At 60.3% G+C, this 26,369-nt stretch carries 26 protein-coding genes and 2 tRNA genes; 12 read left to right on the top strand and 16 right to left on the bottom strand.

The features are described from left to right. Positions 1-105: 105 nt before the first annotated feature. The 4 genes from HMPREF2698_RS08570 to gyrA form a co-directional block, all read right to left on the bottom strand. Positions 106-178, bottom strand: a tRNA-Ala gene (locus tag HMPREF2698_RS08570). A 9-nt stretch (positions 179-187) separates the two neighbouring features. After that, positions 188-264: transfer RNA gene (locus HMPREF2698_RS08565), tRNA-Ile, on the bottom strand. A gap of 87 nt (positions 265-351) precedes the next feature. Beyond that, complete coding sequence (locus HMPREF2698_RS08560) at positions 352-699, bottom strand: DUF3566 domain-containing protein (protein ID WP_070563718.1); 348 nt, start codon at positions 697-699, stop codon at positions 352-354. 3 nt (positions 700-702) lie between these two features. Beyond that, on the bottom strand, positions 703-3,291 hold the full coding sequence (gene gyrA / locus HMPREF2698_RS08555) for a DNA gyrase subunit A (protein WP_070563715.1): 2,589 nt from the start codon (positions 3,289-3,291) through the stop codon (positions 703-705). Positions 3,292-3,370: 79 nt separating this feature from the next. Between gyrA and HMPREF2698_RS08550 the strand changes: the two genes are divergently transcribed. Genes HMPREF2698_RS08550 through HMPREF2698_RS08535 form a run of 4 tightly spaced genes read left to right on the top strand, consistent with a single transcriptional unit; the run spans position 3,371 to position 4,803 of the window. Next, on the top strand, positions 3,371-3,592 hold the full coding sequence (locus HMPREF2698_RS08550; protein ID WP_070533755.1) for a CopG family transcriptional regulator: 222 nt from the start codon (positions 3,371-3,373) through the stop codon (positions 3,590-3,592). Next, positions 3,589-3,849 carry a cell filamentation protein Fic gene (locus HMPREF2698_RS08545; protein ID WP_070563712.1) on the top strand — a complete coding sequence of 87 codons (261 nt, stop codon included), beginning with the start codon at positions 3,589-3,591 and terminating at the stop codon, positions 3,847-3,849. Before HMPREF2698_RS08550 ends, HMPREF2698_RS08545 begins: the two co-directional genes overlap by 4 nt. 50 nt (positions 3,850-3,899) lie before the next feature. Next, a complete protein-coding gene (locus tag HMPREF2698_RS08540; protein WP_070524948.1) occupies positions 3,900-4,346 on the top strand; it encodes a hypothetical protein in 447 nt (148 codons plus the stop codon). 10 nt (positions 4,347-4,356) lie between these two features. Continuing rightward, on the top strand, positions 4,357-4,803 hold the full coding sequence (locus HMPREF2698_RS08535; RefSeq protein WP_070563709.1) for a DUF6918 family protein: 447 nt from the start codon (positions 4,357-4,359) through the stop codon (positions 4,801-4,803). Positions 4,804-4,876: 73 nt separating this feature from the next. Here the strand turns inward: HMPREF2698_RS08535 and gyrB are convergent, their stop codons facing one another. The 5 genes from gyrB to dnaA all read right to left on the bottom strand — a co-directional run bounded on the left by gyrB (position 4,877) and on the right by dnaA (position 12,167). Then, positions 4,877-6,928 (bottom strand): DNA topoisomerase (ATP-hydrolyzing) subunit B, encoded by a 2,052-nt coding sequence (gyrB, locus tag HMPREF2698_RS08530; RefSeq protein ID WP_070521954.1) that lies wholly within the window; start codon positions 6,926-6,928, stop codon positions 4,877-4,879. Between the two features lie 130 nt (positions 6,929-7,058). Next, a complete protein-coding gene (locus HMPREF2698_RS08525) occupies positions 7,059-7,601 on the bottom strand; it encodes a DciA family protein (protein ID WP_070563706.1) in 543 nt (180 codons plus the stop codon). Beyond that, a complete protein-coding gene (gene recF / locus HMPREF2698_RS08520; protein ID WP_070533584.1) occupies positions 7,594-8,772 on the bottom strand; it encodes a DNA replication/repair protein RecF in 1,179 nt (392 codons plus the stop codon). The genes HMPREF2698_RS08525 and recF overlap by 8 nt, the downstream gene beginning before the upstream one ends. 5 nt (positions 8,773-8,777) lie before the next feature. Continuing rightward, complete coding sequence (gene dnaN / locus HMPREF2698_RS08515; protein WP_070563703.1) at positions 8,778-9,959, bottom strand: DNA polymerase III subunit beta; 1,182 nt, start codon at positions 9,957-9,959, stop codon at positions 8,778-8,780. Between the two features lie 576 nt (positions 9,960-10,535). Further along, complete coding sequence (gene dnaA / locus HMPREF2698_RS08510; RefSeq protein ID WP_070563700.1) at positions 10,536-12,167, bottom strand: chromosomal replication initiator protein DnaA; 1,632 nt, start codon at positions 12,165-12,167, stop codon at positions 10,536-10,538. A gap of 799 nt (positions 12,168-12,966) precedes the next feature. Between dnaA and rpmH the strand changes: the two genes are divergently transcribed. Genes rpmH through HMPREF2698_RS08470 form a run of 8 tightly spaced genes read left to right on the top strand, consistent with a single transcriptional unit; the run spans position 12,967 to position 17,900 of the window. Then, complete coding sequence (gene rpmH, locus HMPREF2698_RS08505; RefSeq protein ID WP_003847033.1) at positions 12,967-13,110, top strand: 50S ribosomal protein L34; 144 nt, start codon at positions 12,967-12,969, stop codon at positions 13,108-13,110. Positions 13,111-13,113: 3 nt separating this feature from the next. Further along, positions 13,114-13,482: a ribonuclease P protein component gene (gene rnpA / locus HMPREF2698_RS08500; protein WP_070521939.1), complete on the top strand. Its 369-nt coding sequence runs from the start codon at positions 13,114-13,116 to the stop codon at positions 13,480-13,482. Beyond that, positions 13,470-13,748, top strand: coding sequence for a membrane protein insertion efficiency factor YidD (gene yidD, locus HMPREF2698_RS08495; RefSeq protein ID WP_070444526.1), 279 nt, complete (start codon positions 13,470-13,472; stop codon positions 13,746-13,748). Before rnpA ends, yidD begins: the two co-directional genes overlap by 13 nt. Before the next feature lie 9 nt (positions 13,749-13,757). Continuing rightward, positions 13,758-14,744 carry a membrane protein insertase YidC gene (gene yidC / locus HMPREF2698_RS08490; protein ID WP_070563695.1) on the top strand — a complete coding sequence of 329 codons (987 nt, stop codon included), beginning with the start codon at positions 13,758-13,760 and terminating at the stop codon, positions 14,742-14,744. Positions 14,745-14,767: 23 nt separating this feature from the next. After that, positions 14,768-15,397, top strand: coding sequence for a 16S rRNA (guanine(527)-N(7))-methyltransferase RsmG (gene rsmG, locus HMPREF2698_RS08485; protein WP_070563692.1), 630 nt, complete (start codon positions 14,768-14,770; stop codon positions 15,395-15,397). 10 nt (positions 15,398-15,407) lie between these two features. Continuing rightward, entirely contained in the window at positions 15,408-16,256 is an 849-nt protein-coding gene (locus HMPREF2698_RS08480) for a ParA family protein (protein ID WP_070521927.1), read from the top strand. A 6-nt stretch (positions 16,257-16,262) separates the two neighbouring features. Next, positions 16,263-17,318, top strand: coding sequence for a ParB/RepB/Spo0J family partition protein (locus HMPREF2698_RS08475; protein ID WP_070521924.1), 1,056 nt, complete (start codon positions 16,263-16,265; stop codon positions 17,316-17,318). 6 nt (positions 17,319-17,324) lie between these two features. Continuing rightward, positions 17,325-17,900, top strand: coding sequence for a hypothetical protein (locus HMPREF2698_RS08470; RefSeq protein WP_070563689.1), 576 nt, complete (start codon positions 17,325-17,327; stop codon positions 17,898-17,900). Positions 17,901-17,905: 5 nt separating this feature from the next. Here HMPREF2698_RS08470 and HMPREF2698_RS08465 read toward each other — a convergent pair whose 3' ends face one another. The 7 genes from HMPREF2698_RS08465 to HMPREF2698_RS08435 all read right to left on the bottom strand — a co-directional run bounded on the left by HMPREF2698_RS08465 (position 17,906) and on the right by HMPREF2698_RS08435 (position 26,251). Next, a complete protein-coding gene (locus HMPREF2698_RS08465) occupies positions 17,906-19,090 on the bottom strand; it encodes an N-acetylmuramoyl-L-alanine amidase (RefSeq protein ID WP_070521917.1) in 1,185 nt (394 codons plus the stop codon). 65 nt (positions 19,091-19,155) lie between these two features. Continuing rightward, the gene (gene trxA, locus HMPREF2698_RS08460; protein ID WP_070521914.1) at positions 19,156-19,479 is read right to left on the bottom strand and encodes a thioredoxin; all 324 of its coding nucleotides are present in this window, start codon (positions 19,477-19,479) and stop codon (positions 19,156-19,158) included. A gap of 7 nt (positions 19,480-19,486) precedes the next feature. Next, positions 19,487-20,413, bottom strand: a complete 927-nt coding sequence (gene trxB, locus HMPREF2698_RS08455; protein ID WP_070521911.1) for a thioredoxin-disulfide reductase — start codon at positions 20,411-20,413, stop codon at positions 19,487-19,489. An 89-nt stretch (positions 20,414-20,502) separates the two neighbouring features. Continuing rightward, positions 20,503-21,045 (bottom strand): RNA polymerase sigma factor, encoded by a 543-nt coding sequence (locus HMPREF2698_RS08450; RefSeq protein ID WP_070533756.1) that lies wholly within the window; start codon positions 21,043-21,045, stop codon positions 20,503-20,505. A 138-nt stretch (positions 21,046-21,183) separates the two neighbouring features. Further along, positions 21,184-23,694: an aminopeptidase N gene (gene pepN / locus HMPREF2698_RS08445; RefSeq protein WP_070563686.1), complete on the bottom strand. Its 2,511-nt coding sequence runs from the start codon at positions 23,692-23,694 to the stop codon at positions 21,184-21,186. 43 nt (positions 23,695-23,737) lie between these two features. Beyond that, entirely contained in the window at positions 23,738-25,450 is a 1,713-nt protein-coding gene (locus tag HMPREF2698_RS08440; protein WP_070563683.1) for an ATP-binding protein, read from the bottom strand. Between the two features lie 267 nt (positions 25,451-25,717). Beyond that, positions 25,718-26,251 (bottom strand): YceI family protein, encoded by a 534-nt coding sequence (locus tag HMPREF2698_RS08435; RefSeq protein ID WP_070563680.1) that lies wholly within the window; start codon positions 26,249-26,251, stop codon positions 25,718-25,720. Positions 26,252-26,369: the final 118 nt, after the last annotated feature.

Below are 26,369 nucleotides of genomic sequence, written 5' to 3'. Positions count from 1 at the left end.
CGCCGCAAATCCACACGAAATGTCCCTTAAGCCCCCCTGTGTGACCAGTTTGGCCGAACGCGAAAAGCGCCCAGCGTTTCCGCCGGGCGCCTTCCACTTATGCTGTGGAGCATAGGAGAATCGAACTCCTGACCTTCTGCTTGCAAAGCAGATGCTCTACCAATTGAGCTAATGCCCCATTGTTCCGTGGTGGGCCTAGCTGGAATCGAACCAGCGACCTCATCGTTATCAGCGATGCGCTCTAACCGACTGAGCTATAGGCCCTTGACCGGAACGAGTAGTTACTCTACATAGGACCGGCGATCTATTACAAATCGCCTGGTCATATGTAGTTTTTCTCGGTGATATTCGCTAGTTATACGGTTCGTCTTGCAGTCGAATCTTGAATCCGCCGAATACGTCCACGATGGCGTTATAGATTACCGCCATGATGGGCGCCAGGATGGTCATCAGCACAGCGATGATGGCACCAAACAGAGCGGCCGCAGAGACGACCAATCCGAAGGAGACCTCAAAGCCGCCGCCAACACCGCCGACGAGGCTATTGAAGGAATCCCAGATGCCCGCCTGGTCAAGGCCGACGTACAACAAGCACACGGCAATGAGCCAGGCAACGAGGCCGACGAGGGACATGGCCAAGCCAACGCGGAACGCCGACATGGGCGAAATCCGGGCTAGGTGAAGCTCTCGTCCAATCATGGGTTACTCCTCGTCCTTATCGGCATCCTTGCTGTCAGCTTCGTCCTGCTGGGAGTCTTCCCCAAGCTTGAGGTGCTCAGGCTTGACGTCCTCCACGGACTTCTCGCCCTTGGCTACTGCCTGGGCGTCTTCCTCACCATCATCCTCAACGTTGCGGTCAATGGCCAGCAGCTCGACGTCGTCAGCCAGGTTGACCAAACGCACGCCCATGGTGGCGCGGGAGCTCGGGCGAATCTGGTTTACCTCAGTGCGCACCACGCCGCCGGCGGAGGTGATGGCGAAGATCTCGTCGTCCTCGTCCACAGCGATAGCCGCAATGAGCTTGCCGCGCTTCGGGGTGTACTTGAAGGTCATCACGCCGAGGCCGCCGCGGCCCTGCGGGGTGTACTCTTCGATGGCCGTGCGCTTGCCGTAGCCGCCGGAGGTGGCAACCAGGAGGAACTGACCGTCGTTGACCACAGACATGGACAGCAGCTGGTCATCGCCGCGGAAGCGCATACCCTTCACGCCGGCGGTAGCGCGGCCCATCGGGCGGAGCTGGTCGTCGTCGGCAGTAAAGCGGATGGCCTGGCCCTGCTCAGAGGTGAGCAGGATGTCATCGCCCTCGTTGACCAGCTGGGCGCCGATCAGCGCATCGCCCTCGTTGAGGTTGATGGCGATGAGCCCAGCGGAACGTGCGGACTCGTAGTCGGTGAGGCGGGACTTCTTCACGCGGCCCTGCTGGGTAGCAAGGACCAGGTAAGGAGCGTCCTCATAGGACTGAATCTGGATGACCTGGGCGATCTTCTCCTCCGGCTGGAACTCCAGCAGGTTGGCCACATGCTGGCCGCGGGCGGTGCGGCCGGCCTCCGGAAGCTCGTAGGCCTTGAGGCGGTAGACGCGGCCGAAGTTGGTGAAGAACAGGATCCAGTCGTGCGTGGAGCAGACGAAGAAGTTCTTGACAATATCGTCCTGCTTGAGCTCCGCGCCGCGCACGCCCTTACCACCGCGCTTCTGTGCCTTGTAGGCATCCACCTTGGTGCGCTTGGCGTAACCGGTAGCGGTGATGGTGACAACGACATTCTCGCGGGCAATGAGGTCTTCATCGGACACGTCACCGGAAGCGGCGACGATCTGGGTACGGCGCTCATCGCCGTACTTTTCGACGATCTCCTCCAGCTCATCGTGGACGATCTGACGCTGGCGCTCCTCGCGGGCCAGGATGTCCTTGAGGTCCGCGATGATCTCCTCGATCTCCGCCAACTCATCAATGATCTTTTGACGTTCCAGGGCAGCCAGGCGGCGCAAACGCATGGCCAGGATGGCATCGGCCTGGATCTCGTCGACGCCGAGAAGCTGCATCAGGCCGTCACGTGCCTCCTCCACCGTCGGGGAACGGCGGATCAGCGCGATGACCTCATCGAGCATGTCGAGCGCCTTAACCAAGCCGCGCAAGATGTGGGCGCGCTTCTCCGCCTCATCCAGGCGGAACTGGGTACGGCGGACGATGACCTCGATCTGGTGAGCAACGTAGTAGCCCAGCATCTGATCGAGGCGCAGGGTGCGCGGCACGCCATCGACGATGGAGAGCATGTTCGCGCCGAAGGAGGTCTGCAGCTGAGAGTGCTTGTACAGGTTATTGAGCACCACGCGAGCCACGGCGTCACGCTTGAGGGTGACCACGATGCGCATACCCACGCGGTCAGAGGACTCGTCCTCGATCTTGGCGATTCCGGCGATCTTGCCGTTGACCACGGACTCCGCGATGTTGGAGATCATGTTATCCGGGTTGACCTGGTAGGGCAGCTCAGTGATCACGATGGTCTGACGGTTGCCCACCTCCTCAATGGAGGTCACACCTCGCATACGGATGGAGCCGCGGCCGGTGGTGTAGGCATCCTTGATGCCTTGGTCGCCCACAATGAGGCCCGCAGTCGGGAAATCTGGACCCTTGACGCGCTCCAAGCACGCAGCCAAGGCTTCTTCCTCAGAAGCATTCGGGTTATCCAGCAGCCAATAAATAGCCTCCGCCAACTCGTTGAGGTTGTGCGGCGGGATATTGGTGGCCATACCGACGGCGATACCGCCGGAGCCGTTCATCAGCAGGTTCGGAACGCGGGAGGGCAGGATAGTCGGCTCCTGCGTCTTGCCGTCATAGTTCGGCGCGAAGTCGACGGTATTCTCGCGAATATCGCGCACCATCTCCATGGCCAGCGGCGTCATACGGCACTCGGTATAACGCATAGCTGCCGGGCCGTCATTACCGCGGGAGCCGAAGTTACCTTGGCCGTCGACCAGCGGATAGCGCATGTTCCACGGCTGGGCTAGGCGCACGAGGGTGTCGTAGATAGCGACGTCACCGTGCGGGTGGAACTGGCCCATCGTGTCCGAGACTGGGCGGGCGGACTTTACGTAGCCGCGATCCGGGCGGTAACCGGAGTCATACATGGCGTAGAGGATGCGGCGGTGAACCGGCTTGAGGCCGTCGCGCACCTCCGGCAGGGCGCGGCCGACGATGACGGACATGGCGTAGTCGATGTAGCTCGACTCCATCTCCTCATTGATGTCAATTGGTTGGATGCGATCGAAAAGATCACCGTTATTGTCGCTCATAACGCCCTATCCTACCTTCTAGGGCCGTATAAGGCCGTTTGTGGCACAGCTGTGGTATCACGATGATACCATGTCCTCTATGGCTATGACGCTGCGCCTGACCCCGGACCAAGACCATGCGCTGACCTTGTTGGCTTCCGCGCAAGGAACCTCCAAGCACGAGGCGGTGGTCCGCGCCGTTGTTGCGGCGGCTGCGCGAACCCTCACCGATGCCGCCGTACAGGACACCGCGCGCCGGCTGCTGCCTGGGCGTTCAGAATTAGAAGCGGAGATCCGCCAGGCCCGAGGCGCACGCCAGTGAACGTGGAACAACTGCTCCTCATCGCCCGTGAGTTTTGTCGAGCCCATCGGGTACGGATTAGTAATTTCGCCGCACTAGCCGCCGCGGCCGCCGCGAGCACGGCCACCATTGAGGGAATTGCCGTTCATGGCAACCGCGATGCGGCGGCGGAATCACTGGAGACAGTCTTGCGTTCTGTCCCCGCGCTCAGCGGAAAGAATGAAGAATTCGCGCGATTTTGCGCCGAGGTCTATCTTTCTGTTGCAGAAGTTATGTAAGTTAAACATGATATAGAAGTCTCTATTCCCTTGTAGGAAGGAATCCCCCTATGCCCTCGAAGTCTTTGAAGAAGTTCCTCGCCGCCGGTGTCGTGGCTACCACCCTCGCCACCGCCGCAACGCCGGCTGCGAGCGCTAAGACCGCCGACAATGACTGGCAGAACAACCTCAACCCCGACTTCGAGCAGGGCGAAGCCGGCTCCTCCCTCACCGGCTCCACCCCGATCGACATGACGCTCATCATCGGCGGTAGCATCGCCGCCGCAGCGGCACTGCTCAAGCTAGTAGTGGATAACGTCCCGGCACTGCGCGCCCAGGTAGACGAGTTTGCCGCCCAGATCGGGATGGCCGGCTCCTCCGGTTCTTCTGAGAATAGCCGCCTCTACGAAGGTGGCCTCGACTTCGACCTCGAGCGCCTGGCCCGCACCAATGGCTTCCCGGAGATTGCTGACCAGCTCGCCGCGCTCAAGGCGGGATCCACCGCACCGGCACAGTAAGCTCGCCTGTATGACAAACCTCACCCAGCTTCTCCAATCCCCTACCCGCAACGCCGTAGTGGCGGACTTGGCCACGGCCGCCGATGACACCGTCTCTTCGCTCTCCGGCATTTCCGGAATGGCCTTCAAAGGCGCTTTAGGCGCCGCCAAGAAGGCAGATTCAAAGGTCTTGTCCAAGGGAATCAACCAGATGCTTCCGGAGCTGCTCAACAGCCTGGATTCCTATTGGAAGGAATTCGAGGGCTCTGAGCAGTCTGACTTCGGCACCTACCTGGACGGGCGCAGCGCTGAGATTACCGCCGCCATCATGGCAACCGCGGACAAGGCCGCGGAGAATGTGAACGCGCCTGGCATCGCCCGCACCTACAAGTCACTGCGCGGCAAGGCCTCCTCGATTCTGGAGCCCAACGTCGCGACCATCGGCAGCGTTCTGCAGCGCCATATGGGTACTGTTTAGGCGCCTGCTTAACGACGAAATAAGACCAGCACCTCATATGAGGTGCTGGTCTTTGCGGGTTTTGGGCTAGCGTTTAGACGTCGAGGAAGCGTACGTCCTTCGCACGGCGGGTAATGAAGGAGCGGCGAGCAGACACGTCATCACCCATGAGGATGGAGAAGAGCTCGTCGGCGCGCTGGGCGTCCTCCAGATCCACACGGCGAAGCACGCGGGTGGTCGGATCCAGGGTGGTCTCCCACAACTCGGAGGCGTTCATCTCACCCAGACCCTTGTAGCGCTGGATGCCGTCATCCTTGTTGATCTTGCGTCCCTGCTCCAGGCCCTCAGCAAGCAGCTTGTCACGCTCGGCGTCGGAGAAGGCGTAGCCCGGCTGGCCCTTGCCCCACTTCAGCTTGTACAGCGGCGGGTTAGCCAGGAAGACGTGGCCATCCTCAACCAGCTGCGGCATGAAACGGAAGAGCAGGGTCAGCAGCAGCGTAGCAATGTGCTGGCCGTCGACGTCAGCATCCGCCATGAGCACGATCTTGTCATAGCGCAGCTTGGAAATGTCGAATTCTTCGTGGATGCCGGTGCCCAGGGCCGTAATGATGGCCTGGACCTCAGCGTTCTTGAGCACCTTGTCCATGCGGGCCTTTTCCACGTTGAGGATCTTGCCGCGCAGCGGCAGGATGGCCTGGAACATGGAATCGCGGCCGCCCTTGGCGGAACCGCCTGCGGAGTCACCCTCCACGATGTAGAGCTCAGAGAGCTTTGAGTCCTTGGAACGGCAATCCGCCAACTTACCCGGAAGGCCACCGAGGTCACCGGCGGACTTGCGGCGTACCAATTCGCGCGCCTTTCGTGCCGCCACGCGGGCGTGCGCAGAGGACACGGCCTTGTTGATGATGACCTTGGCCTCAGCCGGGTTGGCATCGAACCAATCGTTGAGGTGCTCGTTAACGGAGCGCTGGACAAATCCTCGAATCTCCGAGTTACCCAGCTTCGTCTTGGTCTGGCCTTCGAACTGCGGATCACCAACCTTGACGGAAATGACGGCAGCAAGGCCTTCGCGGCAGTCTTCGCCGGAAAGGTTGCCATCCTTTTCCTTGAGGAGCTTGTGCTCCTTGGCATAGCGGTTCATCAGGGAGGTCAGCGCCGCGCGGAAGCCTTCCTCGTGCGTGCCGCCTTCGTGAGTGTTAATGGTGTTGGCGAAGGTGTGGACGGACTGCTTGTAGCCCTGGTTCCACTGCAGCGCGATTTCCACCTCATGGTCCTCACCCTTAACGTCGAAGGCAACGATGGTGGGGTGGATGGCGGTCTTGTTCTTGTTGAGGTGCTCAACATAGTCCTGCAGACCGTTTGGGTAGTGGTAGGTGACTTCCTTCTTCTTTTTCTTGGAGGCCTGGTCTTCGTCACCGTCGGCAGCCTCAGTGGACTCCCCCTTCTCATCCAAGCTGCTCAGGCTCACTGGGGCATCGCCAGCCTCGGCGATCTCCTCCAGTTCGGCCTGTTCCTTAGAGATGGCGCGCTCATCGCGCAGCACGATGGTCAGGCCCTTGTTCAGGAAGGCCATCTCCTGCAGGCGGCGAGCGATCGTGTCGTAATTAAACTCGACGGTCTCAAAGATCTCCGGATCCGGCCAGAAACGGATGGTGGTACCAGTACCGCGAGCATTATCGCCTTCCACGAGTTCATCCGGGATGGCGTTGTTGAAGTTCTGGTACCAGTGCTTGCCGTCGCGCTTGATGTCTGCCTCGACGCGAGTGGACAAAGCGTTGACCACAGAGATACCCACGCCGTGGAGGCCGCCGGAAACGGCATAGGATTCGGAGTCGAACTTACCGCCGGCATGCAGCTGGGTCATGACCACCTGGACGGTGGGAACGCCAGAGGCGTGCATCTCCACCGGGATACCACGGCCGTTATCGATAACTTCGATGCCGCCGTCTTCGCGGAGGGTGACGATGACCTTGTCGGCAAAGCCCGCCATCGCCTCATCGACGGAGTTGTCAACGATCTCCCAGATCAGGTGGTGCAGGCCACGGGCACCGGTAGAACCGATGTACATGCCGGGGCGCTTACGGACGGCTTCGAGGCCCTCCAGAATTGTGATTGACCCCGCATCATATGCGTGTTGTTCAGCCACGGATTCGTGTTCTCCTTTTGGCTAGAGCTAAATCTAAGACTCTAGCCATTCTACACTGTGTCCCCCCACGCAAGGGCACTGCACGCCCGTGAGAGCCCCAAATTTGCGTGAATTTCGCGGTCACCCAAAATCAGCCATACGTATCTTGCGAACCTTGCGGCTTGACCCATTGGCGGCCCTCATAGTTGCGGTGCTGCTTGGGGCCCTGAATGTGCAGCTTAACCACCACGTCCGGGCCGAGGCGATCAGCAATCTTCTGCAAAATGGGGCGCTGCAAGTAACGCAGCTCGGTGGCCCAGCTGGAGGAATCACACGCCACGTAGACAACCTGGTCCTTGATGGTGAGCGGCTGCGTATGCGCGGCGATGCGCTCGCCGACAAGGTTTTCCCAATTGCCCATGACCCAACCATGAGCCAATTCGTGTTCCCAGCCGCGTTTGCCAATCTCTCGTTGAATCTGTGCGCCGAGGCTAGGGATCTCGAGGCTGCGGCGCCGGCGGCGGCCATCGGGTCCGCTCGGCCGGCCACGCCGATACGGCGTTGGCTGTTGCTCCGAAGGAGTCGGCGTCAGGTTCATCTTGGGAGCCGGCTTGTTGAGCTTCGGCGGGTTCTTGGAATTACTTCGCGTGCGCTCGAAGAGCGCCTTGACCGGATCGAAGTCCTGCTCAGTCATCCTCGTCACCGCCCGCCGTATACGGAGTGATCTCGGAGATTCGGCCCTCGTCGGTGTCGCGCACTGTGACCGTAAAGCGTTCAATGGGCTGCAAATTTCCAGGCAAATCCTCATCCACCGCCGCAGTAATGAGCACCTGCTCCGCACCCGCGGCGAGGTGAACGAGCTTTTCGCGCCTTTTCGCATCGAGCTCGGCGAAGACATCATCAAGGATGAGAATCGGATCAGTGCCGTCTTGGCGCAGCAGGTTGAACTCCGCCAGCCGCAAGGAGATGGCATAGGACCAGGTCTCGCCGTGGCTGGCAAAGCCCTTGGCGGGGCTCGTGCCAAGGTTGAGCACCAGATCGTCGCGGTGCGGGCCAACGAGCGAGATGCCGCGTTCGATCTCTCGTTGACGCTTCGTGGCAAGCTCGGTGAGCATCATGGCCTCGATAACCTCGCGGTCTGAGATGTCCACGGTGGATTTGTAGTCAATGGCGGCCGGTCGCGACTCCGGGGCGAGCCCGGCATAAGCGGCGGGAATGTGCTCGCGGAGTTCGTCGACAAGCGCTAGGCGTGCCTGAATCACCTGCGCGCCGAGGGAAGACAGCTGCGTATCCCACACGTCGAGAGTGGCCAGCGCCGAGGCACCGTCACTGTCGCTGTAGCCCCGGCGCAAGCTTGGCGACGCCGACTTCAACAAGGCATTGCGCTGCTTCAGGACCTTGTCATAATCAGCTTTCACTCCCGCCAGGCGTGGCGTGCGGGAGGCAATGATGTCATCCAAATACTGGCGGCGTGCTGCAGGTTCGCCGCGCACGAGGGACAAATCCTCCGGGGAAAACAACACGGTTTTCACCACGCCAAGTAACTCGCGCGGGGACTTCAGGCGCGTGCGGTTGATCTGCGCCTGGTTGGCCGCGTGGGGTTTGATGAGCAAGTGCGCGGTGAGCTCTCTGCCCTGGTTCACCGCGGTGGCGGAGATGCGGGCATTGTGCGCGCCGTGGCGCACGAGGGGGGCATCGTGGGCCACACGGTGCGAAGAAAGATGCGCGGTATACCCGATGGCCTCGACGATATTGGTCTTGCCGAAACCGTTGCGGCCGACAAACAGGGTGATCCCCGGTTTCAGCCTGAGGGTGAGCTCGGGCCAGGAGCGGAAGTCCCTGACATCGAGATCGCGAATGTACATATGGCCTAGCCTGGCAAGCGCACCGGCATCAAGAGGTAAGTGAAGTCAGTCTCCGGGGTAGGAAAAGAGCCGTCTTCGTTGGCCGCCGGCAGCTCTTCCGGCTCCGGAATCATGATTGCCGGGCGCGAAGGTTCGGTAAATCCAAAGACCACGCGGTCCGTGTGGACCACGGCCAATCCATCCTTGAGGTAGGACGGGTTGAAGGCGATGACGAAGTCCTCACGGCCGTTGAAAGCACAAGGCAGGGATTCGCTTGCGCGGCCGGAGTCCGCACCGGCTGCCAAGGTCACCTCGCCTTCGCTAAATTCCATGCGGATCTGCGCATTGCGATCCGTCAACAACGAGACGCGGCGAATGGCTTCCTGGAGCGGAGCAACCTCGATGCTGGCCATGGCGCTGTGGGTCTTGGGCAGCAAGGGAGCAACGTTGGGGAAATCCGCGTCCAGCATGCGGGTGGTGGTCTCGCGGTTATCCGCATGCAGGCCGAACAGGCCTTCGGCAGCGATGTTCTCACCCGTGCCCACGGCGATTTCAACCGGGATGTTGAGGTGCGTGTCCAGGGAACGGCCGGTCTCCTGCAGCGTCTTGGCTGGGACGAGGAGCTTGGCCTGGACGTCAGGAGATACCGGCTCCCACTCGAAGGTGCGCATGGCCAGGCGGAAGCGGTCCGTTGCCGTCATTTCCACGTGGGAACCATTGATGTCGATGTGCACGCCGGTGAGCATCGGCAGCGTGTCATCCTTGCCGGCCGCGGCGACAACCTGACTGATGGCTTCGACGAAGAGCTGCGGGTTAATGGTGCCGGTGACCTCCGGCAGGACAGGGAGCTGGGGGTAATCATCCAGCGGGATGAGCGGCAGTTCGAAGCGCGAAGAACCACAGGTCAACAGAACCTTGTTATCCTCCTGCGTCATCTCAATTTCCTTGTTGGGCAAGGAAGCAACGATATCAGAGAGCAACTTACCGGCCACAGCGATGCGTCCCGGCTCATCCACCATGCCGGCGATGCGCACGCGGGTGGAAACCTCGTAGTCGAAGCCGGTGAATTCCAAACCATTGTCATCCGCGGTGATCAGCATGGCGCGCAGTACTGGTTGGGTGACCTTCGAAGGAAGGCTGCGCGCGACCCACGCTACGGCGTTAGCGAGATCATCTTTGGCAACGCGAAATGACACGGACTGCTCCATGATGGTGAGACGCTCCTCTAGTTGCGGATGGAAGATTCTTGCAAGCTCACTCCAACTTACAGGATCGGTGCCGAAGCACAGGATTTTGTCATTCACCCTCCCTGCTTTGCGATTCAAGCGCGCGACCGTGCAGGGCGCCGACGAATCACACACATCCTTTTTCTTCTTGGTTAGGGAGAAAACAAAATAGGAGTAGTAATAAGCGCTGTGGGATCTGTGGACAACCCGCTAAAAGCCAAGCTCTTCACGGTGAAACGATCTGTGAGTCGGGGTGTGGGATCACTGTGATCAAATGACAAGAAATGTGAGTAACTGGGTCGGGGTCAAAGTTATCCACAATTCATCCCCAGATCTGTCTGCGCTGATCACAGGGTTAATCACAAGGGCGATGACCCTTCTGATCTGCTGTGGAAGAAGAAAACGTGATGAGGATCTACAAATTACAACAATGAAATTACACAGCTGTGAATAACGGTGTGGATAACTTTTGGGTGGATCGCAAAGACGCCCCTACCCACGCCCGCGGAATGGTTGTTGCGGGAGGTGGGCAGGGGCGTCGCCAAGCGCTGCGTGGTGTTAACGCTGGTTGTGGTTCTTCACGCGTTGGGTTAGGGCCTGGATCTCGTCGTACGTGTTGCGGTTCTCAGTCATCTCCTTACGGATCTTGCGGTCCGCATAGATGACGGTGGTGTGGTCCTTGCCGCCGAATTGATCACCAATCTTGGGCAGGGAAAGCTCTGTGAGCTCGCGGCACAGATACATGGCCAGCTGGCGGGCGTGGGCGACGGCGCGCTTCTTACCAGAACCGCGCAGGGTATCCACGTCGATGTCGAAGTAATCCGCTGTGACCTCGATGATGGCCGCCGCGGTGATCTGGCGATCCGCAGAATCCGGGGCTAGATCATGCAGGGCAATCTCCGCCATCTCTAGGCTGATCGGTTCATTGACCAGGGAAGAATACGCAGAAACACGGATGAGCGCGCCCTCCAGCTCGCGGATCGAGGATTCGAAGCGAGAGGCGATGAGCTCGAGGACCGAGCGATCGACGTCGGTCCCGTCCGCGGAGGCCTTCTTCATGAGGATGGCGATGCGCGTTTCCAGGTCTGGCGGCTGAATATCCGTAATCAGACCTCCCTCGAAGCGTGTGCGCAGGCGATCCTCCAGCGTGGTCAGCTGTTTTGGTGGACGGTCGGAAGACAAAATGATCTGTTTATTTGCCTGGTGCAGCGCATTGAAGGTGTGGAAGAACTCCTCCTGCGTGGACTCCTTACCTTCGAGGAACTGGATGTCATCGACCATGAGGATGTCCAGGTTGCGGTAGCGGCGCTTGAAGGATTCCTGGCGGTCATCACGCAGGGAATTGATGTAGTCGTTGGTGAATTCCTCCGAGGAAACGTACTTCACGCGCAGGCCCGGATGCAGGACCTGGGCGTAATTACCGGCCGCGTGCAGCAGGTGGGTTTTGCCCAAGCCGGAGCCGCCCCAAATGAAGAGAGGGTTATAGGCGCGGGCGGGGTTTTCGGCCACGGCCACGGCGGCGCCGTTGGCAAAACGGTTGGAGGACCCGATGACGAAGTTTTCAAAAGTGTGCTTCGGGTTGAGGGACTTTTCGCGGTTCGGGTTGTGCGCCGGTTCCTCGCGCGGGATGCGCGGTCCGGTTGCCTCGGGGTAGCCACTCGGAACGCTGCTTTGCTGATCGCTGTAGTGCTGTGCCAACTCATCCAAGCTGGCCGGAGAATGCGCAGTGTCCCAAGAGCGCGGCTGATGGTGGCTTGGCGTCTCTGGCTGAGCAGATGGAGTGGGCGGCATGGGCTGCTGGAAAGCCTGTGCCTGGTGCCCCATGCCGTGCTCGGGGGCCTCTGTTTGGATGGGGCGCTGGGGTGCGGGCGCTTCAGGCGCTTCTTCGTGAGCCGGCTGCGGCGGCGCCGCAATGGTCACGGCCAAAGAACAAGGGCGCCCCATATGCTGCGACAAGGTGCGGGTGATGTACTCCCCCAGCTCGGCCTCGATGACATTCTTGGCGTTCTCGTGCGGAGCGGCGATCAGCGCGTAGCCATCACCGATCATGATGGGTTCTACAAGTTGAAGATTGAGGCGCTGGCTATGGGAGAAATTAGGTACGTCCGAACTTGGTTGTTCGGACTGAGCCAGTAAATCACTGACCACAGCTTTCCAGCTGGCCCGGAGGGCTGCTTGCGGATCAGACAAAACGCCTACCTTCTGTGTAGTTACAGTTCACGCGGTGTCATCGGCCGGGGCCGGTCACACCTACTCGGTTCCCTGAAGAAGAGGCCTTGGGAGCTGAGTATTTACTGCGTGACTGTGGGTTGGGGATCGGGGATGGACGGATGGATGAGGAGAGATACAGGATGAGAAATCACATGAAGTTGTAATTTCCACCGAAGATTCCACACGATGTTTTGGTGCGTAACCTCGGAATCCACAAAGTTATCCACAAGTGTGGATAGGTGGTTTATCCACAGCCTATCTCATAGCTGTGGATAACTGTACATCGGCTCCTCAATACAGTTAACCTGCATAAACAGCGAAAGTCTCAAGTCTTCATTGAGAGTTATCCACACCCTGTGGGTGACTGTGGAATTCGATTCCTCAGTTGTACCGCGTTATGGGGGCGCTGTCTAACGCACTTTTATGCGCGCTCGGCACGGTGGCGCCAAGCGCGGCGCAAGAACGGCGAGAGGGGGCGCTTGCCGCGCAGCATGTGGGCAAAAAGTGGCGTTCTAGCTGCGGATAAAAACATCTTTGTAATTTCGGGGACACCCAGTGTGTCGATTTGTTTCGCGCACTATCTGTCACGTAACCTGTGATGGTCTATCGCAACAGTGCATGGTGCACATGTTGCATGTGGGAATGCCTCGCCACGCCTCACGGCGCTTCACGTGCGAAGCCACATCCCCACGTACACCATTCATCAGTGGATGTTTATGCCCACCGCCCTCACCGGCGTGTGGCTGTGCCATCCACCAACAACTTCAAGGAGTTAATCGTGGCAAAGGGTAAGCGTACCTTCCAGCCGAACAACCGTCGTCGCGCTCGTAAGCACGGCTTCCGTACCCGCATGAGCACCCGCGCCGGCCGCGCCATCGTCGCCGCTCGTCGCAAGAAGGGTCGCGCTAAGCTCACCGCTTAATTCATGCTTCCAGCCCAGCACAAGCTCACGTCCCCGAGGCAATTTCGGAGGACCATCAAGGGCGGGCGCCGGGCGGGCACGCGCACTGTCGTCGTGCATTTGCGCTTTAACGACGGTGAAGACGACATCGCGGCCACTGGGCCGCGGTTCGGCCTCATCGTGTCGAAGGCCGTCGGGAATGCCGTGGTTCGCCACCGCACCTCTCGGCGGCTTCGTCATGTGTGCATGTCCCTCATGCGCGATGGCGTCAACGGGACAGTATTGCCCGCCAATGTTGACATTGTTATCCGCGCCTTGCCCGCTAGCGGTAGTGCCACCAGTGAGCGCCTTGAGCGTGATATCCGCAAAGCACTAAGCACATGGGATATCTGAACTCTCAAGGAGAGGAGATTCCTGAAGCCCGCGGGTTCGGGAGAGTCCTAGTTCACGGGGTGCGCTTCTACCAAAAGCACTTGTCAGGCCTTAAGATGGTCTCCACCTGTCGTTTTGAACCGACGTGCAGTGCCTATGCTCTCGAAGCCATCTCCATCCATGGAGCCTTCAAGGGGACGGGCATGGCGCTTGCCAGGTTATGCAAGTGCGGTCCCTGGCACCCGGGCGGGTTTGATCCGGTACCGACCAAACAACAACTGAGGTAAACAACTCTCGTGCTTAATTTCATTTATTGGCCAATTTCAGCCGTCCTGTGGTTCTGGCATTGGCTCTTGAGCTTCGTCCTTGATTCCGCATGGGGCGGAACCTGGATCATCGCCATCGTTCTTCTGACGTGGACGCTCAAGGCCATCATGGTCAAGCCGACCATCACGCAGCTGCGCTCTTCACGCAAGATGCAGGAGATCCAGCCACAAATTCAGGAACTGCGCACCAAGTACGCCAATGACCAGACCAAGGCTGCCCAAGAGATGCAGCGCATCTACAAGGAAGCCGGCGTGCGCCCCGTGGCGGGCTGTCTGCCGATGTTCGCGCAGATCCCCATGTTCATTGGTCTGTTCCACGTGCTGCGTTCCTTCGACCGCACCGTTGCCGTCGCCGGTGGCGTGGGCCACCCGGCGGGTGAAGCAATGTCGGAGGAGATGAACGCCTCCATTGCGAACTACATCTTCGAACCTGAGCTGGTGAAGCAGTTCGTAGACGCCAAGATCTTCGGTGTCCCGCTCGTGGCCAACCTGCGCCTCAACTCCGGTCTGGAGATTGTTAAGGAAGCCACCACCGCACAGGCGGCCTTCATCATCGTGCCGCTCATCGCCATCATTGCGACGCTGACCCACTTCAACGCCCGCATGACGCTGAACCGTCAGGAGGCGCGCCGCGCGGCCGGCAAGACCGCTACCCCGCAGGGTCAGAACGCGGAGATGATGCAGCAGCAGATGGCCATGATGAACAAGATGATGCTGTGGTTTATGCCGGCAATGCTGGTGTTCTCCGGCTTCATCTGGCCCATCGGCCTGCTCTTCTACATGCTGGCCAACACCGTGTGGACCTTCTTCCAAACCCGCATTGTCTACGCCAAGATGGACCGGGAGGAAGAAGAAGAGGCAGCCGCCAAGGCTGAGCTCAAGCGCACTTCTGCCCCGAAGCCGGGCGCACGCAAGAAGGATCACCGCTCTAAGAAGCAGCGCCGCAAGAACAACTAGAACGTAACCCAGGAGTTTTCACAGTGACTGAATCTGTGTCCGACACTGTGCCACTGGACCCGTCTGACGTCTTCGGATCGCGTCTGCCGCTCGCGCAGAAATACCACGATTCGCTGGCTACGGACGGGTCCACCCGTGGTTTTATAGGCCCCCGCGAGGTCCCGCGCCTGTGGGAGCGCCACCTCATCAACTGCGCCGTGGTCGTGGAGGTAATGCCGCAGGGCGCCACGCTTATCGACGTCGGCAGTGGCGCAGGCTTGCCCGGCATCCCGCTCGCCATCGCGCGCCCTGACCTGAAGATCACTCTCATCGAGCCGCTACTGAAGCGCTCCACTTACCTCAACGAGGTCGTCGACCTGCTGGGCCTCGATAACGTCACCGTCATCCGCGGCCGCGCCGAGGAAGGCCCGGTGAAAAAGGCCGTTAAGGGTGCCGACATCGTGACCTCCCGCGCGGTGGCCCCGTTGGGCAAGCTGGCCAAGTGGTCCCTGCCGCTGGTTCGCAAGGGCGGAGAGATGATCGCTCTCAAGGGTTCCTCGGTGCACGAGGAGCTGGAGCGCGACGCTGCCGACATCAAGCGCGCCGGTGGCGGAAAAGCCGAGGTCATGACCATCCACGGCACCACCATTATCCGTGTCCCGCGCGTGAACTAAAGTAGACGGCATGACTCATCCTCGTCTTATCACCATCGCGAACCAGAAGGGTGGCGTGGGTAAAACCACCTCCGCCGTCAACCTTGCCGCCGCGCTCGCTGAGGCCGGCAAGAAGGTCCTGGTGATCGACTTGGACCCGCAGGGCAATGCCTCCACCGCGGTGGGCGCGGAGCACACCTCCGGCACCAAATCCAGCTATGAGGTTTTGTTGGGTGACTGCAGCGCGGAGGATGCGATGCAGCACTCCCCCGACGATGAAAACCTCTACTGCATCCCCGCCACCATCGACCTCGCCGGCGCGGAGATTGAAATGGTCTCCCTGGTTCGCCGCGAGTTTCGCCTCTATGACGCCCTACACAACGGCTTCCTCGAAGAGCATGGCTTTGAGTACGTTTTTATCGACTGCCCGCCTTCCCTGGGCCTGCTCACCATCAATGCGATGACGTGCGCAGAAGAGGTCATTATTCCCATCCAGTGTGAGTACTACGCCCTGGAGGGCGTGGGCCAGCTGCTGGGAAATATCTCCATGATCCGTGAGCACCTCAACGAGGATCTGCACATCTCCGGCGTGCTGCTCACCATGTTCGACGCCCGCACCAAGCTGGCAGAGCAGGTGGCCAATGAAGTGCGCGAGCAGTTCGGCGCCGTCGTCTTAGGCAACGTCATCCCGCGCTCCGTTCGCGTTTCGGAGGCGCCGGGTTATGGTAAGACGGTTATCGCTTATGACCCGTCGTCGACAGGCGCCCGCGCCTACGCCGCCGCCGCACGCGAGTTGGATAAGCGCGGGGACTACACGCCGCACCCCACCACGGGTGCCATTGGCGTGAGCCCAGAGATTTTCGCGGAATTGGAAGGATAGGACACCGTGGCAGATAAGAAGGCAGACCACAAGCCGGAGCAGCGCCAGGGCGGTTTGGGCAAGGGCTTGGCCGCGCTCATCCCGTCCGGCCCGGGTGCGCCCTCCCGCAAGCCACGCTTGGGAGATTCCGCCGCAGATATCATTCTCGGTGCGTCCACCGGCGCTCCTAAGGATGCCGGCACGAAAAGGGTGCAGGGTGCGCCCACTATCCAGCAATCCTCGGGTTCGAAGAAGCGTCAGGCCAAGCCTTCGGTGATTGGTGCGACTTACCGCGAGATTTCCGTCGGTGACATCATGCCCAACCCGAAGCAGCCGCGTACTGTCTTCGACGAGGATGACCTGGCCGAGCTGGTCCACTCCATCAAGGAATTCGGTCTGTTGCAGCCGGTCGTGGTCCGGCCTTCCGAGGAGGGCGGCTTCGAGCTCATCATGGGTGAGCGCCGCTGGCGCGCCTCTTCCAAGGCGGGCCTGGCCACCATCCCGGCTATCGTCCGCGATACCAAGGATGATGACCTCCTGCGGGACGCTCTGCTGGAGAATATCCACCGCGTGCAGCTCAACCCGTTGGAAGAAGCACACGCCTATCAGCAGCTTCTTGAAGAATTTGGGGTTACCCAAAATGAGTTGGCTGACCGCATTGGTCGCTCGCGCCCGCAGGTGACCAACATGATCCGCCTGCTCAAGCTGCCGGTGGACGTGCAGAAGCGCGTTGCCGCGGGTACGTTATCGGGCGGTCACGCCCGCGCGTTGCTGGGCCTGCCGGATGCAGAGGCCATGGAGCTCATTGCCAACCGCGTCGTGGCCGAGGGCCTTTCTGTGCGAGCCACCGAGGAAGCCGTCACCCTGTACAAGCGCGATGGCAAGCCAGCCGAGCCAACCAAGAAGCCCGCTGCCCCGCAGCCGCAGTTCTTTACGGACTCTGCCGAGCGCTTGGCCGATCGCTTCGACACCAAGGTCACCGTCACCATGGGCAAGCGCAAGGGCAAAATGGTCGTCGAATTCGGTGACCAAGAGGACTTCGAGCGCATCCTAGCGCTCATTGAGGGCAAAGAAGGCAGCTAGCTCACCATGCTCGTTCAGGCCGTCAAGGAAGGTGTTGCTATCAACCCCTTGGCGGCCCGATCTATTTTTTGGGAGATGAAAACCACGGTCGCTGACCCTGCATTTGAAAAGGAAGCGTGGATCAGCGCCACCCTGCTGCGCTGCGGCGAGTGCGGTTTCACCGTGGGCGATGAGGCCACGGTCCTCTTCTGCCCGCCTGAGCTTGCCCCCGGTGCGGCCAAGCTGCCCACCTCCCCCGTCTCGGAGGATGCGGTCCTGGTGACTTCACTATTTGTAAAGCCGCACCGCGCGGCGAAGGGCTTGGAAGCAGTGCTTCTCGACGCCACCATCATGCACCTCACCTCACGCGAGGCTAGCGCCGTTGAGGCCTTTGGCTTTCGTGATGCCCGCCAGGCCGAAGAGCTCCTTCGCGAGAAACCCGCTCGCATTGGCCTGTTACCTGTGGAGACGCTGGAGTCCGCCGGTTTCATGGTGGTGCGCGATCACCCTATTACCCCACGCCTGCGCCTCGAGCTTCCACCAGCTTTCGACCTGCTGACCGCAGCCGCGGTGGAGGACCTCCTCGCCCGCGCTTTGGCCTAAGCCCTTTAGGAAGAGCGCTCGGCGCGCAGCAGCTCGTCGAAGCGATAGGTGCCAGTCACGGCGGTATCCTCGTCCAAGAGGTAGAGGCGCTTGACGGAGACGACGATGGCCTCGGCGATGTCATCGCGGCGGTCCGGGTTGGTAAGGATAGCCACGTCCTTGGGGCTGGTCAGGTAACCCAGCACGACCTGCACCACCGGCATTTGCGTCAGGCGCAACAACGCCCACGTGCGGCCGTGGTTGCGGCAGTTACCCAGCTCGGTACGGGCAACGATCTCACGCTGGATGAAGCCGGAGAGCGTCTCACCGATGAGGGAAGAGTTGCCGGATTCCGACCCAAAGTAGAAGGTGGCTACGCCGTTGGCCTTCTCCGTGGGGTATTCATCGCAGGCCAGTGAAATAACCAGGTTGGCGTCGAATGCATTGGCCATGTCTGCGCGGTCACGGATCGATGGGTCATCGTTGCGCGGGCGGGAGATGATGGTCTCCATGCCGGCGGCGATCATGCGCCCGGCAACACGCTCGGCCAAGTCCCAGAGGATCTCCTCTTCCGTGATGTTGCCGAAGCGTCCCCTGACCGTGCGGCCCTTGTTGAGGCCACCCAGGCTGGGGTCGATCACAACGCGCTTGCCGGCCAGCTTTGGCCCGGCATTGCGCACGCGCTCGCGTTCCTGGATATTGTGCGCCGAGCCGCCAGTGATACGCCGACCCAGCAGGTTGAGGGCGTTAATGGTGGCAGGGCCACAGATCCCGTCACTGCGCAGGCCAGAGTTGAGTTGGTATTCCGCCAGCGCCGCGTAGGTGCGGGCACCGAAATGGCCATCGATGCGTTCTTGGTAGAAGCCAAGCTCCTGCAATTGTTCTTGGAGCTGTGCTACGTCATCGCCCACCTGCACGTTGCCCGGTTCATAGGCCAGAACGCGGGCGCCCAGCGTGTAGGAAGCCTGGCGCAGCTCGCGCAGAGTGAGGTCATCAATATCGCCGCTAGGCACGATGCCGCGGGATTGCTGGAAGGCCTTGAGGACCTCGGCCAAATTGTTATCAAAGTGCTTATCGGCTTCGGAGTACTTTTGCTTCTTCCAGTCGGACAACGTCCCCTGGTAGTCAGTCATCAGGCCGAGGCGGGCAAGGGTTGCGCGTGCTTCGGCGACCCGAACGCTCTGGTCACCTACACGTAAAACGCGATTCACACCTACCCCTTTCGTGATCAAGGAGGCGCACCGCAGTGCGCCATCAACGAGTTAAAGAATACCAGTTAGAGCTGTTTCTTTATCTGCGCCACGATGTCGGCCTTGGAACGCAGGCCGACGAACTCGTCGACCTTCTCACCATTCTTGAAAATCAGCACGGATGGGATCGACATGATCTGGAACATGGCACCCAGGGTGCGCTCCTCGTCCACGTTGACCTTGACCACGGAGACGTCATCATCGAGTTCTTCGGCGACCTCTTCGAGAATCGGGGACAACTTCTTGCACGGCCCACACCATTCAGCCCAGAAGTCCACGACGACGGGCTTGCCTGCCTCCACGACGTCCGCGCGGAAGGAATCAGTAGTGACGTTCTTAATGTTGCTCATGTGACTACTAACGGTTATCGGCGAGGAAATGTTCCGCATCAATGGCCGCGCGGCAGCCGGAGCCAGCCGCGGTGATGGCCTGCTGGTAGTGGTCATCCACCAAGTCACCGCAGGCAAAGACACCAGGCAGCGAGGTCTTGGTCGAAGGCTGTTCCACTACGACGTAGCCAGCCTCATTGGTGGCCACCTGGCCCTCGAGGAAGCCGGAGCGCGGGTCATGGCCAATCGCCACAAACATGGCGGTGACATCGAGTTCGCTGGTTTCGCCGGTTAGGGCGTTCTTGACCTCCAGGCCGCCAACCTTGCCGTCCTTATCCAGGACGCGCTCAACGGTGGTATTGGTCAGCCACTTGATCTGTGGGTTCTCCTTGGCGCGCTCCAGCATGATCTTGGAGGCGCGGAAGTTCTCGGAGCGGTGGATGATCGTTACGGTTTCGGCGAACTTGGTGAGGAAGGTGGCCTCCTCCATGGCGGAATCGCCGCCGCCGACGACGGCAATGTTGTGGCCCTTGAAGAAGAAGCCATCGCAGGTGGCGCAGGCGGACACGCCGCGTCCAGCGAGCTCGGATTCACCCGGAATGCCCAGGTAGCGCGGCGCTGCACCGGTGGCGAGGATGACGGTGCGGGCCTCGAAGACCTCGTCACCGACGTGCAGCTTCTTTACCTCGCCCTCGAGTTCGACGGAATCGACAACCTCCATGCGCAGGTCCGCACCGAAGCGGATGGCCTGGGCGCGCATTTCTTCCATGAGCTCTGGGCCCATGATGCCCTTCTGGAAGCCCGGGTAGTTCTCCACCTCGGTGGTGTTCATGAGTTCGCCGCCGTATTCAAAGCCCTCGAAGACGATGGGATTGAGCTCGGCACGTGCTGCGTAGAGTGCTGCGGTGTAGCCGGCGGGGCCGGAGCCGACGATGGCGACATCGTGGATGGTCACAAAAAACTCCCTTGAGACGACAATTCTTGGACAGAATCTGATTCATGTTCGCGCACATCGCGCGAAAGATAGTGTGATTCTACTCGGCCTCAGTCTATCGCCGCACGCAGCACTTGCCGAGCCCGGGCTCGCCGCGACTTCACCGTGCCTGGCGCAACGCCCTGCACTTTGGCCACCGCATCGATGGGATAGCCTGCAACATCGGTCAGGTACAGCGCTTCTCGCTGGTCCTCGCGCAACGTCTCCATCGCTTGGGCCACCGTGATGCGTTCCGCCAAGTTCTCACTGGGATTGTGCGCGAGTGCGTAGTTGCGGTCATCCTCAATGATCTCCGCATCCAGGGAGGCGTTCTCTCGGTTGGAGCGATGGTTGAGGAAGTCATAGCCGGAGTTCATCACCAGCCTGTGCAGCCATGTGCTCAGCGTGGCATCGTGCCGGTAGGAGGCCATGTTGCAGCTGGCCTTGAGCAGTGCCTCCTGCACGATGTCCTGCGCATCATCATCGTTGCGCGTGTAGCGCCGCGCCATGGCCGTCAGGCGCGCACGGTGCTTCTCGACGATTGCCGAAAAGGCCTTAGTATCTCCGCCGATGAAGGCGTCGACGAGTTCACGATCGGTCGGCTGAGCTGACAAGAAGAATCCCCCCGGAAACTTGAGCAATGACACATGGGTCAACACAGTCCCTTGGCCGAAGCCGATGGTGTGTGATTGTCCCCCGTTAATGTGTCTGCGAGTTTACGGGAAGATTCTTCTGTCCGCTACGCGCCGCGTCTACTGCGCCGCACGCACGCGTTGCGCACGACGCAGCGCATCCTGGCATTCCAGCAGCACGCGGCGTAGCGCCCGAGGGTGCTCGCTGCTCAGGAGCTCGCTGGTGGCGGCGTCGGCCATCGCGAGATCCGGGTAGAGCCCGCGCACGAGGCGGTTAGCAATCTCGATGGGGTGCTCCTCCCACAGCTTCGTCAGAGAGTCGAAATACTCCTGGGCAAAGGCCTCGGTGAGGTGGGCCGAGCGCGGGGCGTTAAACGCCGCGAGCAGGGAATCCACCTCCGCGTTGGAGTACTTGCCCGGCGTGCGCACGAGGTCAAAGACTTCGCGCTTCAGCTCGGCAGATGGGAAAGCGTGGGAGGCGCCCAGGTAGGCGGCGGCACCGGTGAGCGTGTTGTCCCGCTCCTTCTCAGCCTCCAGCTCCTCGGCGCCGACGGCATCGCGGGCGGCCAGCGCGCGGAGGATGGCCCAGCGGATGTCCGGGTCGAGGGCGAGGCCGTCGAGGGAGCCGTCGTACAGCGCGCGCAGGCGCTGCGTGCCGGATTCCTCCGGCGTGGCCGCGAGTGCCTGGATGGCGGCGCGTGCGACGGTGAGCTGGGCGTCGGAGCCAGCAGGGGCGGCCTGCAGCACCTCCCAGAGGCGCTCAGCGTAGTCGGCGCGGATCTCCTCGCGAACATCCTCGCTCACGAAGTGGTCGATGGCATAGCGGGCATTGGCAAAGGCTGTGGTCAGAAGCGTGGGGTTGGACTCCGCCGGGGCGTGGTTGAGCACCGTGTCCAGGTAAGAGCGTACCGGCCACTCGCCATCGCGGGTGAGATTCCACAGGGAAGTCCAGATGACCGCGCGGGAAAGCTCATCCGGAACTTCAGACAGGCGCGTGCGGATGGTGTCCAGGGAGGTCTCGTCGAAGCGGACCTTGGCGTAGGTGTGGTCGGCGTCGTTAAGCAGCAGCAACGCAGGTGCCTGAAGTCCCGATGCCTCATCGAGGATGGTGCGCTCGCCCTCCAGATCGACGTCGAGGGTGGCGTACTTGTTCAGGGAGTCATCGAAGAGTGCCACGTTGAGGCGGTGCGGGCGCGTGGTGTCCTCGGCTTCCACCGCGATGGCGAGCTCGTGGATCTTATCGCCGTCCGTGTGCAGCTCCGGGGTGAGCGTGTCCGGGCCCCACGTGCGCAGCCAGGCGGTGGACCAGGCGTCCAGGTCGCGGTCGGTGTGCTTCTTCAGCGCCGTGAGCAGGTCCTCGAAGGTGGCGGCAGCAAAGGCGTGCTCCTGGAAGTAGTCGCGCGCGCCGGCGTAGAAGTTCTCCCGGCCCACGTAGTGCACCAGCTGCTTGAGCACCGCTGCACCCTTGGCATAAGTAATGCCGTCGAAGTTCTGGCGCGCGGCATCGACGTCCGGGATCTCGGCCTTGATCGGGTGCGTGGTGGGCAGCTGATCCTGCAGGTACGCCCAGTTCTTTCGTTGCCCGGCGAAGTTCACCCACGCCTCGGTGTATTCGGTGGCGTGGACTGAGGAATCCGCGCCCATGAATTCCGCGAAGGACTCCTTGAGCCACAGGTCATCCCACCACTGTGGGGTGACTAGGTCACCGAACCACATGTGCGACATCTCGTGCAGGATGGTATTCGTGCGGCCGGCATGCTGCGCGCGGGTGGCGGCGGAACGGAAGAGGTAGTGCTCCGTAAAGGTCACGAGGCCGGGGTTCTCCATGGCGCCCAGGTTGTATTCCGGAACGAAGATGGAATCATACTTGCCCCACGGATACGGGTAGCCAAAGTTGCTGTGGAAAAAGTCCATGCCCTGTGCTGTGACCTGCAGGATTTCATCATCCAGATACTCCGCCATGGAGGCGCGGGCAAAGGCGCGCAGCTCCACTTCCAAGGAGCCATCGGGTGCGGTCCAGGTGCTGTGCTTCTCGACGTACGGCCCCGCCGCAAACGCCGTCAGATACGTCGACAGCAGAGGGGTCGGCGCGAAGTGCGCTACTTCCCCGCTATCCGTCTTCTCGCGGCCGACCTCCGGCTGGTTGCTGAGCAGCTGCCAGCCCTGCGGGCCGGTGAGGTGCACCTCGTAGCTGGCCTTGAGGTCCGGCTGGTCAAAGCAGGGGAAGATGCGGCGGGCATCGGATGGCTCGAGGTGCGAGTAAAGGTACGTAGTGTCATCGGCCTGGTCGTGCATGCGGTGCAGGCCCTGGCCGGTGCGGGAGTAATAGGAGGAGCCGGTGATCTCCACGGTGAGTTCCTCCCCCACTGGAAGGTTGCTCAGGTAGACCCGTCCACCGTCGAAGGTGTTCTCCACCTCCTCACCGTTGACGCGCACTGCGTGCACGGCCTTGCCCAAGTAATCCACGAAGGTCTTGGGCTTAGTGGTGGTGAACGTAATACGTGAGGTGACCTCGTAGGAGTCGGCGTCGGTTGGCGCGCTCGTGACGTCGAGGTGCAGCTCGTAGGTGCTCAAACGCAGCGCGGCGCTGCGGGCGGTGGCTTCTGCATGAGTGAGGTTTGCGGTAGTCATGCGCTACATCTTAAACGTCGCTGCGGTGCGTATCACAGGGCGGTCAAGATAGAACCCACCGCGTGTTGGGCCCGCGCTGTGGGCCATCAGGATCGATGCGCGCTTGGCCTATAGTCCGCAGGTGGCGCAGTATTCCCGTGACAGTTGCCCGGTCTACTCCCAGTTCTTCGGCGACTTCACGCGTAGTCAGTGCAGCTCCTTCTTTGAGTTGAGCCAGGATCCAGTCCTGAACGGAGGTCGCTGCGATGTGTCCTTCTATGTGAAGCCCCATCAGTGATCGGGCCTTGGTGGTAAGTATCCACTCTCGCGCTTCCCGTAGTTGTTCTACGAAACCGAGGCTCTCATACCACCGAAGGGTATCCGCAGCCTGATCTTCGCTGACTTGCATGAGTTGGGCAGCAGTGTGGCACAGCAGGATCTGGTTGTCCATAAGGTGACGGGCAATGATGAGACCATTGACGCTGTCGAAAGGCTCAGCGCCGAAAGCACCTTTGAGTTCGGTCAAGGCCTTAACAAACGCGGTGTCAACGCGGCCAGAGGACAAAATAACTTCGACGAAGGATTCCTCGGCGCGAAGTTCCGGAATATGGCGACCACTCGACAGCATCGATGCCCACATGCGGTCGAATCCACGGGAGGATTCCTCTGCTAACCCCAGCATCCTTAACGCCGTCATAAGGCGGGGATTTCGGGGAATTGATTGTGTTGTGAGAACTCGATTGCGTTGTACACCTGTGGGAAGACCACCGGGTGACCATACAGAGAAGGCTATGGGAGATTGGTCGATGACTACTGCAGCCGATGCGTCCCAGTCGCGATGGGCTAAGGCGTTGGAGACGAGTTCGTCGACAGCGGTGTCTGGGAAAGCCTTGATCGATACTTCTTGACCTGTGGCAAGTGCGATGCGCTCCACTTCTTGCTGGGCATTGACTCGAATTAGCTCTTTCAACCGCAAGTATGCGGTGATGAGGGGTGCAGAGATTTCCGTTGTTCTCGGCTCACCACCAGGGACAAGACGGAGGAGGTGCCGAACTGTAACCTGCTGGGATACCGGAGGCATGAAGAGGATTTCGGCCGCGTATGTGGGGTTTTGTGAGCCATCCAGCAGCCCTAGTTCTCCCAAAAGTTCGCGGGTCGTCGCGGGAACAGGCTCCTGGGAACCGGACATCGCTCTAGCTTGAGCTAGTAGGTGCCGCGCCTGATCGACGGCCGTCATATCGAGTTCCTCAAGTCCTCGCCGGGAGGGGTGAGCGGTGTAATCCGGGTTAGCGCGTTCAAAAAAGAGTGCGCGGCGTTGGTGCTCGGTGAGGGGTACGCAGCGAGTACCAACCCGCTTGCTTGCCTGTCCCTTCGGGCGCTGATACAGCGTGATACCACGGGGAACTCGCAAGACGATGAGCCGGGCTCCGCACCACTCCAGCTCCTCTGCTTCGACGTGGATGTTGGGCTGTGTTCCTTCGAAGATCTTTCTTATGAGCCAGTCCAGTTCCCTCTGGGTGCCTGTAAATGCCTCTGGTCCTGATTTCTTGTCTGCGACTCCAAGCACGATGAAAGCGTTCCCGTTATCGGCATTGGAAAAGCACACGGCTTCATCGATGAGGAATTCAACAAGGGTTGCGTCTGGATTGCGATTTCCTGGGTGGACTGCAGGGTCCTCTTTGAAACCGAGAATCTCGGATTCCAGGCTATCGGCGGTTGCGCCGGTTTCAATCGAGCGCAGTGCCTGGATGATGAAGTCGAGTTCGTCCTCTCTCATGGCCTGTAGTATAGCGGAGTTGTTTCAAACAACTCCGCAACAACTAATAAACAACTATTGACTAATATGACAGCCTCTGACGCAGATTTGTTCTTAAAAGTGCAAGCCACAGCGTTGCGCGAGTTGTTGAGGGGTTGTTTTAGAGTTGTTTATTACTCGGTTGTGGTGCCTTTAATTGTTAAAAAGTTGTTGCCCGCAGTACCGAAATGGGCACTACGGGCAACAACTAAAAACTACTTCTCAAGGTGAGGTATCGCGCTTGATGGCTTACTGCTTGATGGCAGAGACCTCGAGCTCGATCTTGATCTCCTCGGAGACGAGCACGCCGCCGGTCTTCAGCGGAGCGTTGAAGTCGATGCCGAAGTCGGTGCGGTTAATGGAGGTCTTAGCCTCGAAGCCAAGGCGGGTGTTGCGGAAGGGATCCTCGGCCACGCCGGTCTCTTCTACCTTGAAATCGACGGACTTGGTGATGCCCTTGATGGTGAGGTCACCGGTGACGGTGCCCTCACCCTCGTCGTTAACGTCGAACTTGGTCGCGGTGAAGGTCATCTCTGGGAACTTCTCAACATCGAAGAAGTCCTCATTCTTCACGTGTGCATCGCGGTCGGCGTTCTTGGTATCGATGGATGCCGTCTTTACCGTGGCGGTGGCGGCGGAGTCAGTAATGTTCTCCCCTACGGTCAGGGTGCCTTCGAACTCGTTGAAGTTGCCGCGCACCTTGGTGACCATGGCGTGGCGAGCTACAAAGCCGATAGTGGTGTGTGCCGGATCCAGTGCGTAGGTTCCTGCGGTGATAGTCATGGGTTCCTCGTTTCTTCTAGGTTTCTCTAGATTGTTGACGTGACAACAAGAATTATACGCTCCTTCACTTATCTGTCAAGGGAAGAAATTGCAAGAACACTAAAGCCCCAGACCTGCT

Origin of the sequence: Corynebacterium sp. HMSC072A02, assembly GCF_001810085.1 — a bacterium.
Taxonomy (GTDB): Bacteria; Actinomycetota; Actinomycetes; order Mycobacteriales; family Mycobacteriaceae; genus Corynebacterium; species Corynebacterium hesseae.
Note: the sequence above shows the minus strand (reverse complement) of the source record. Positions and strands in the feature narration are given on the sequence as shown.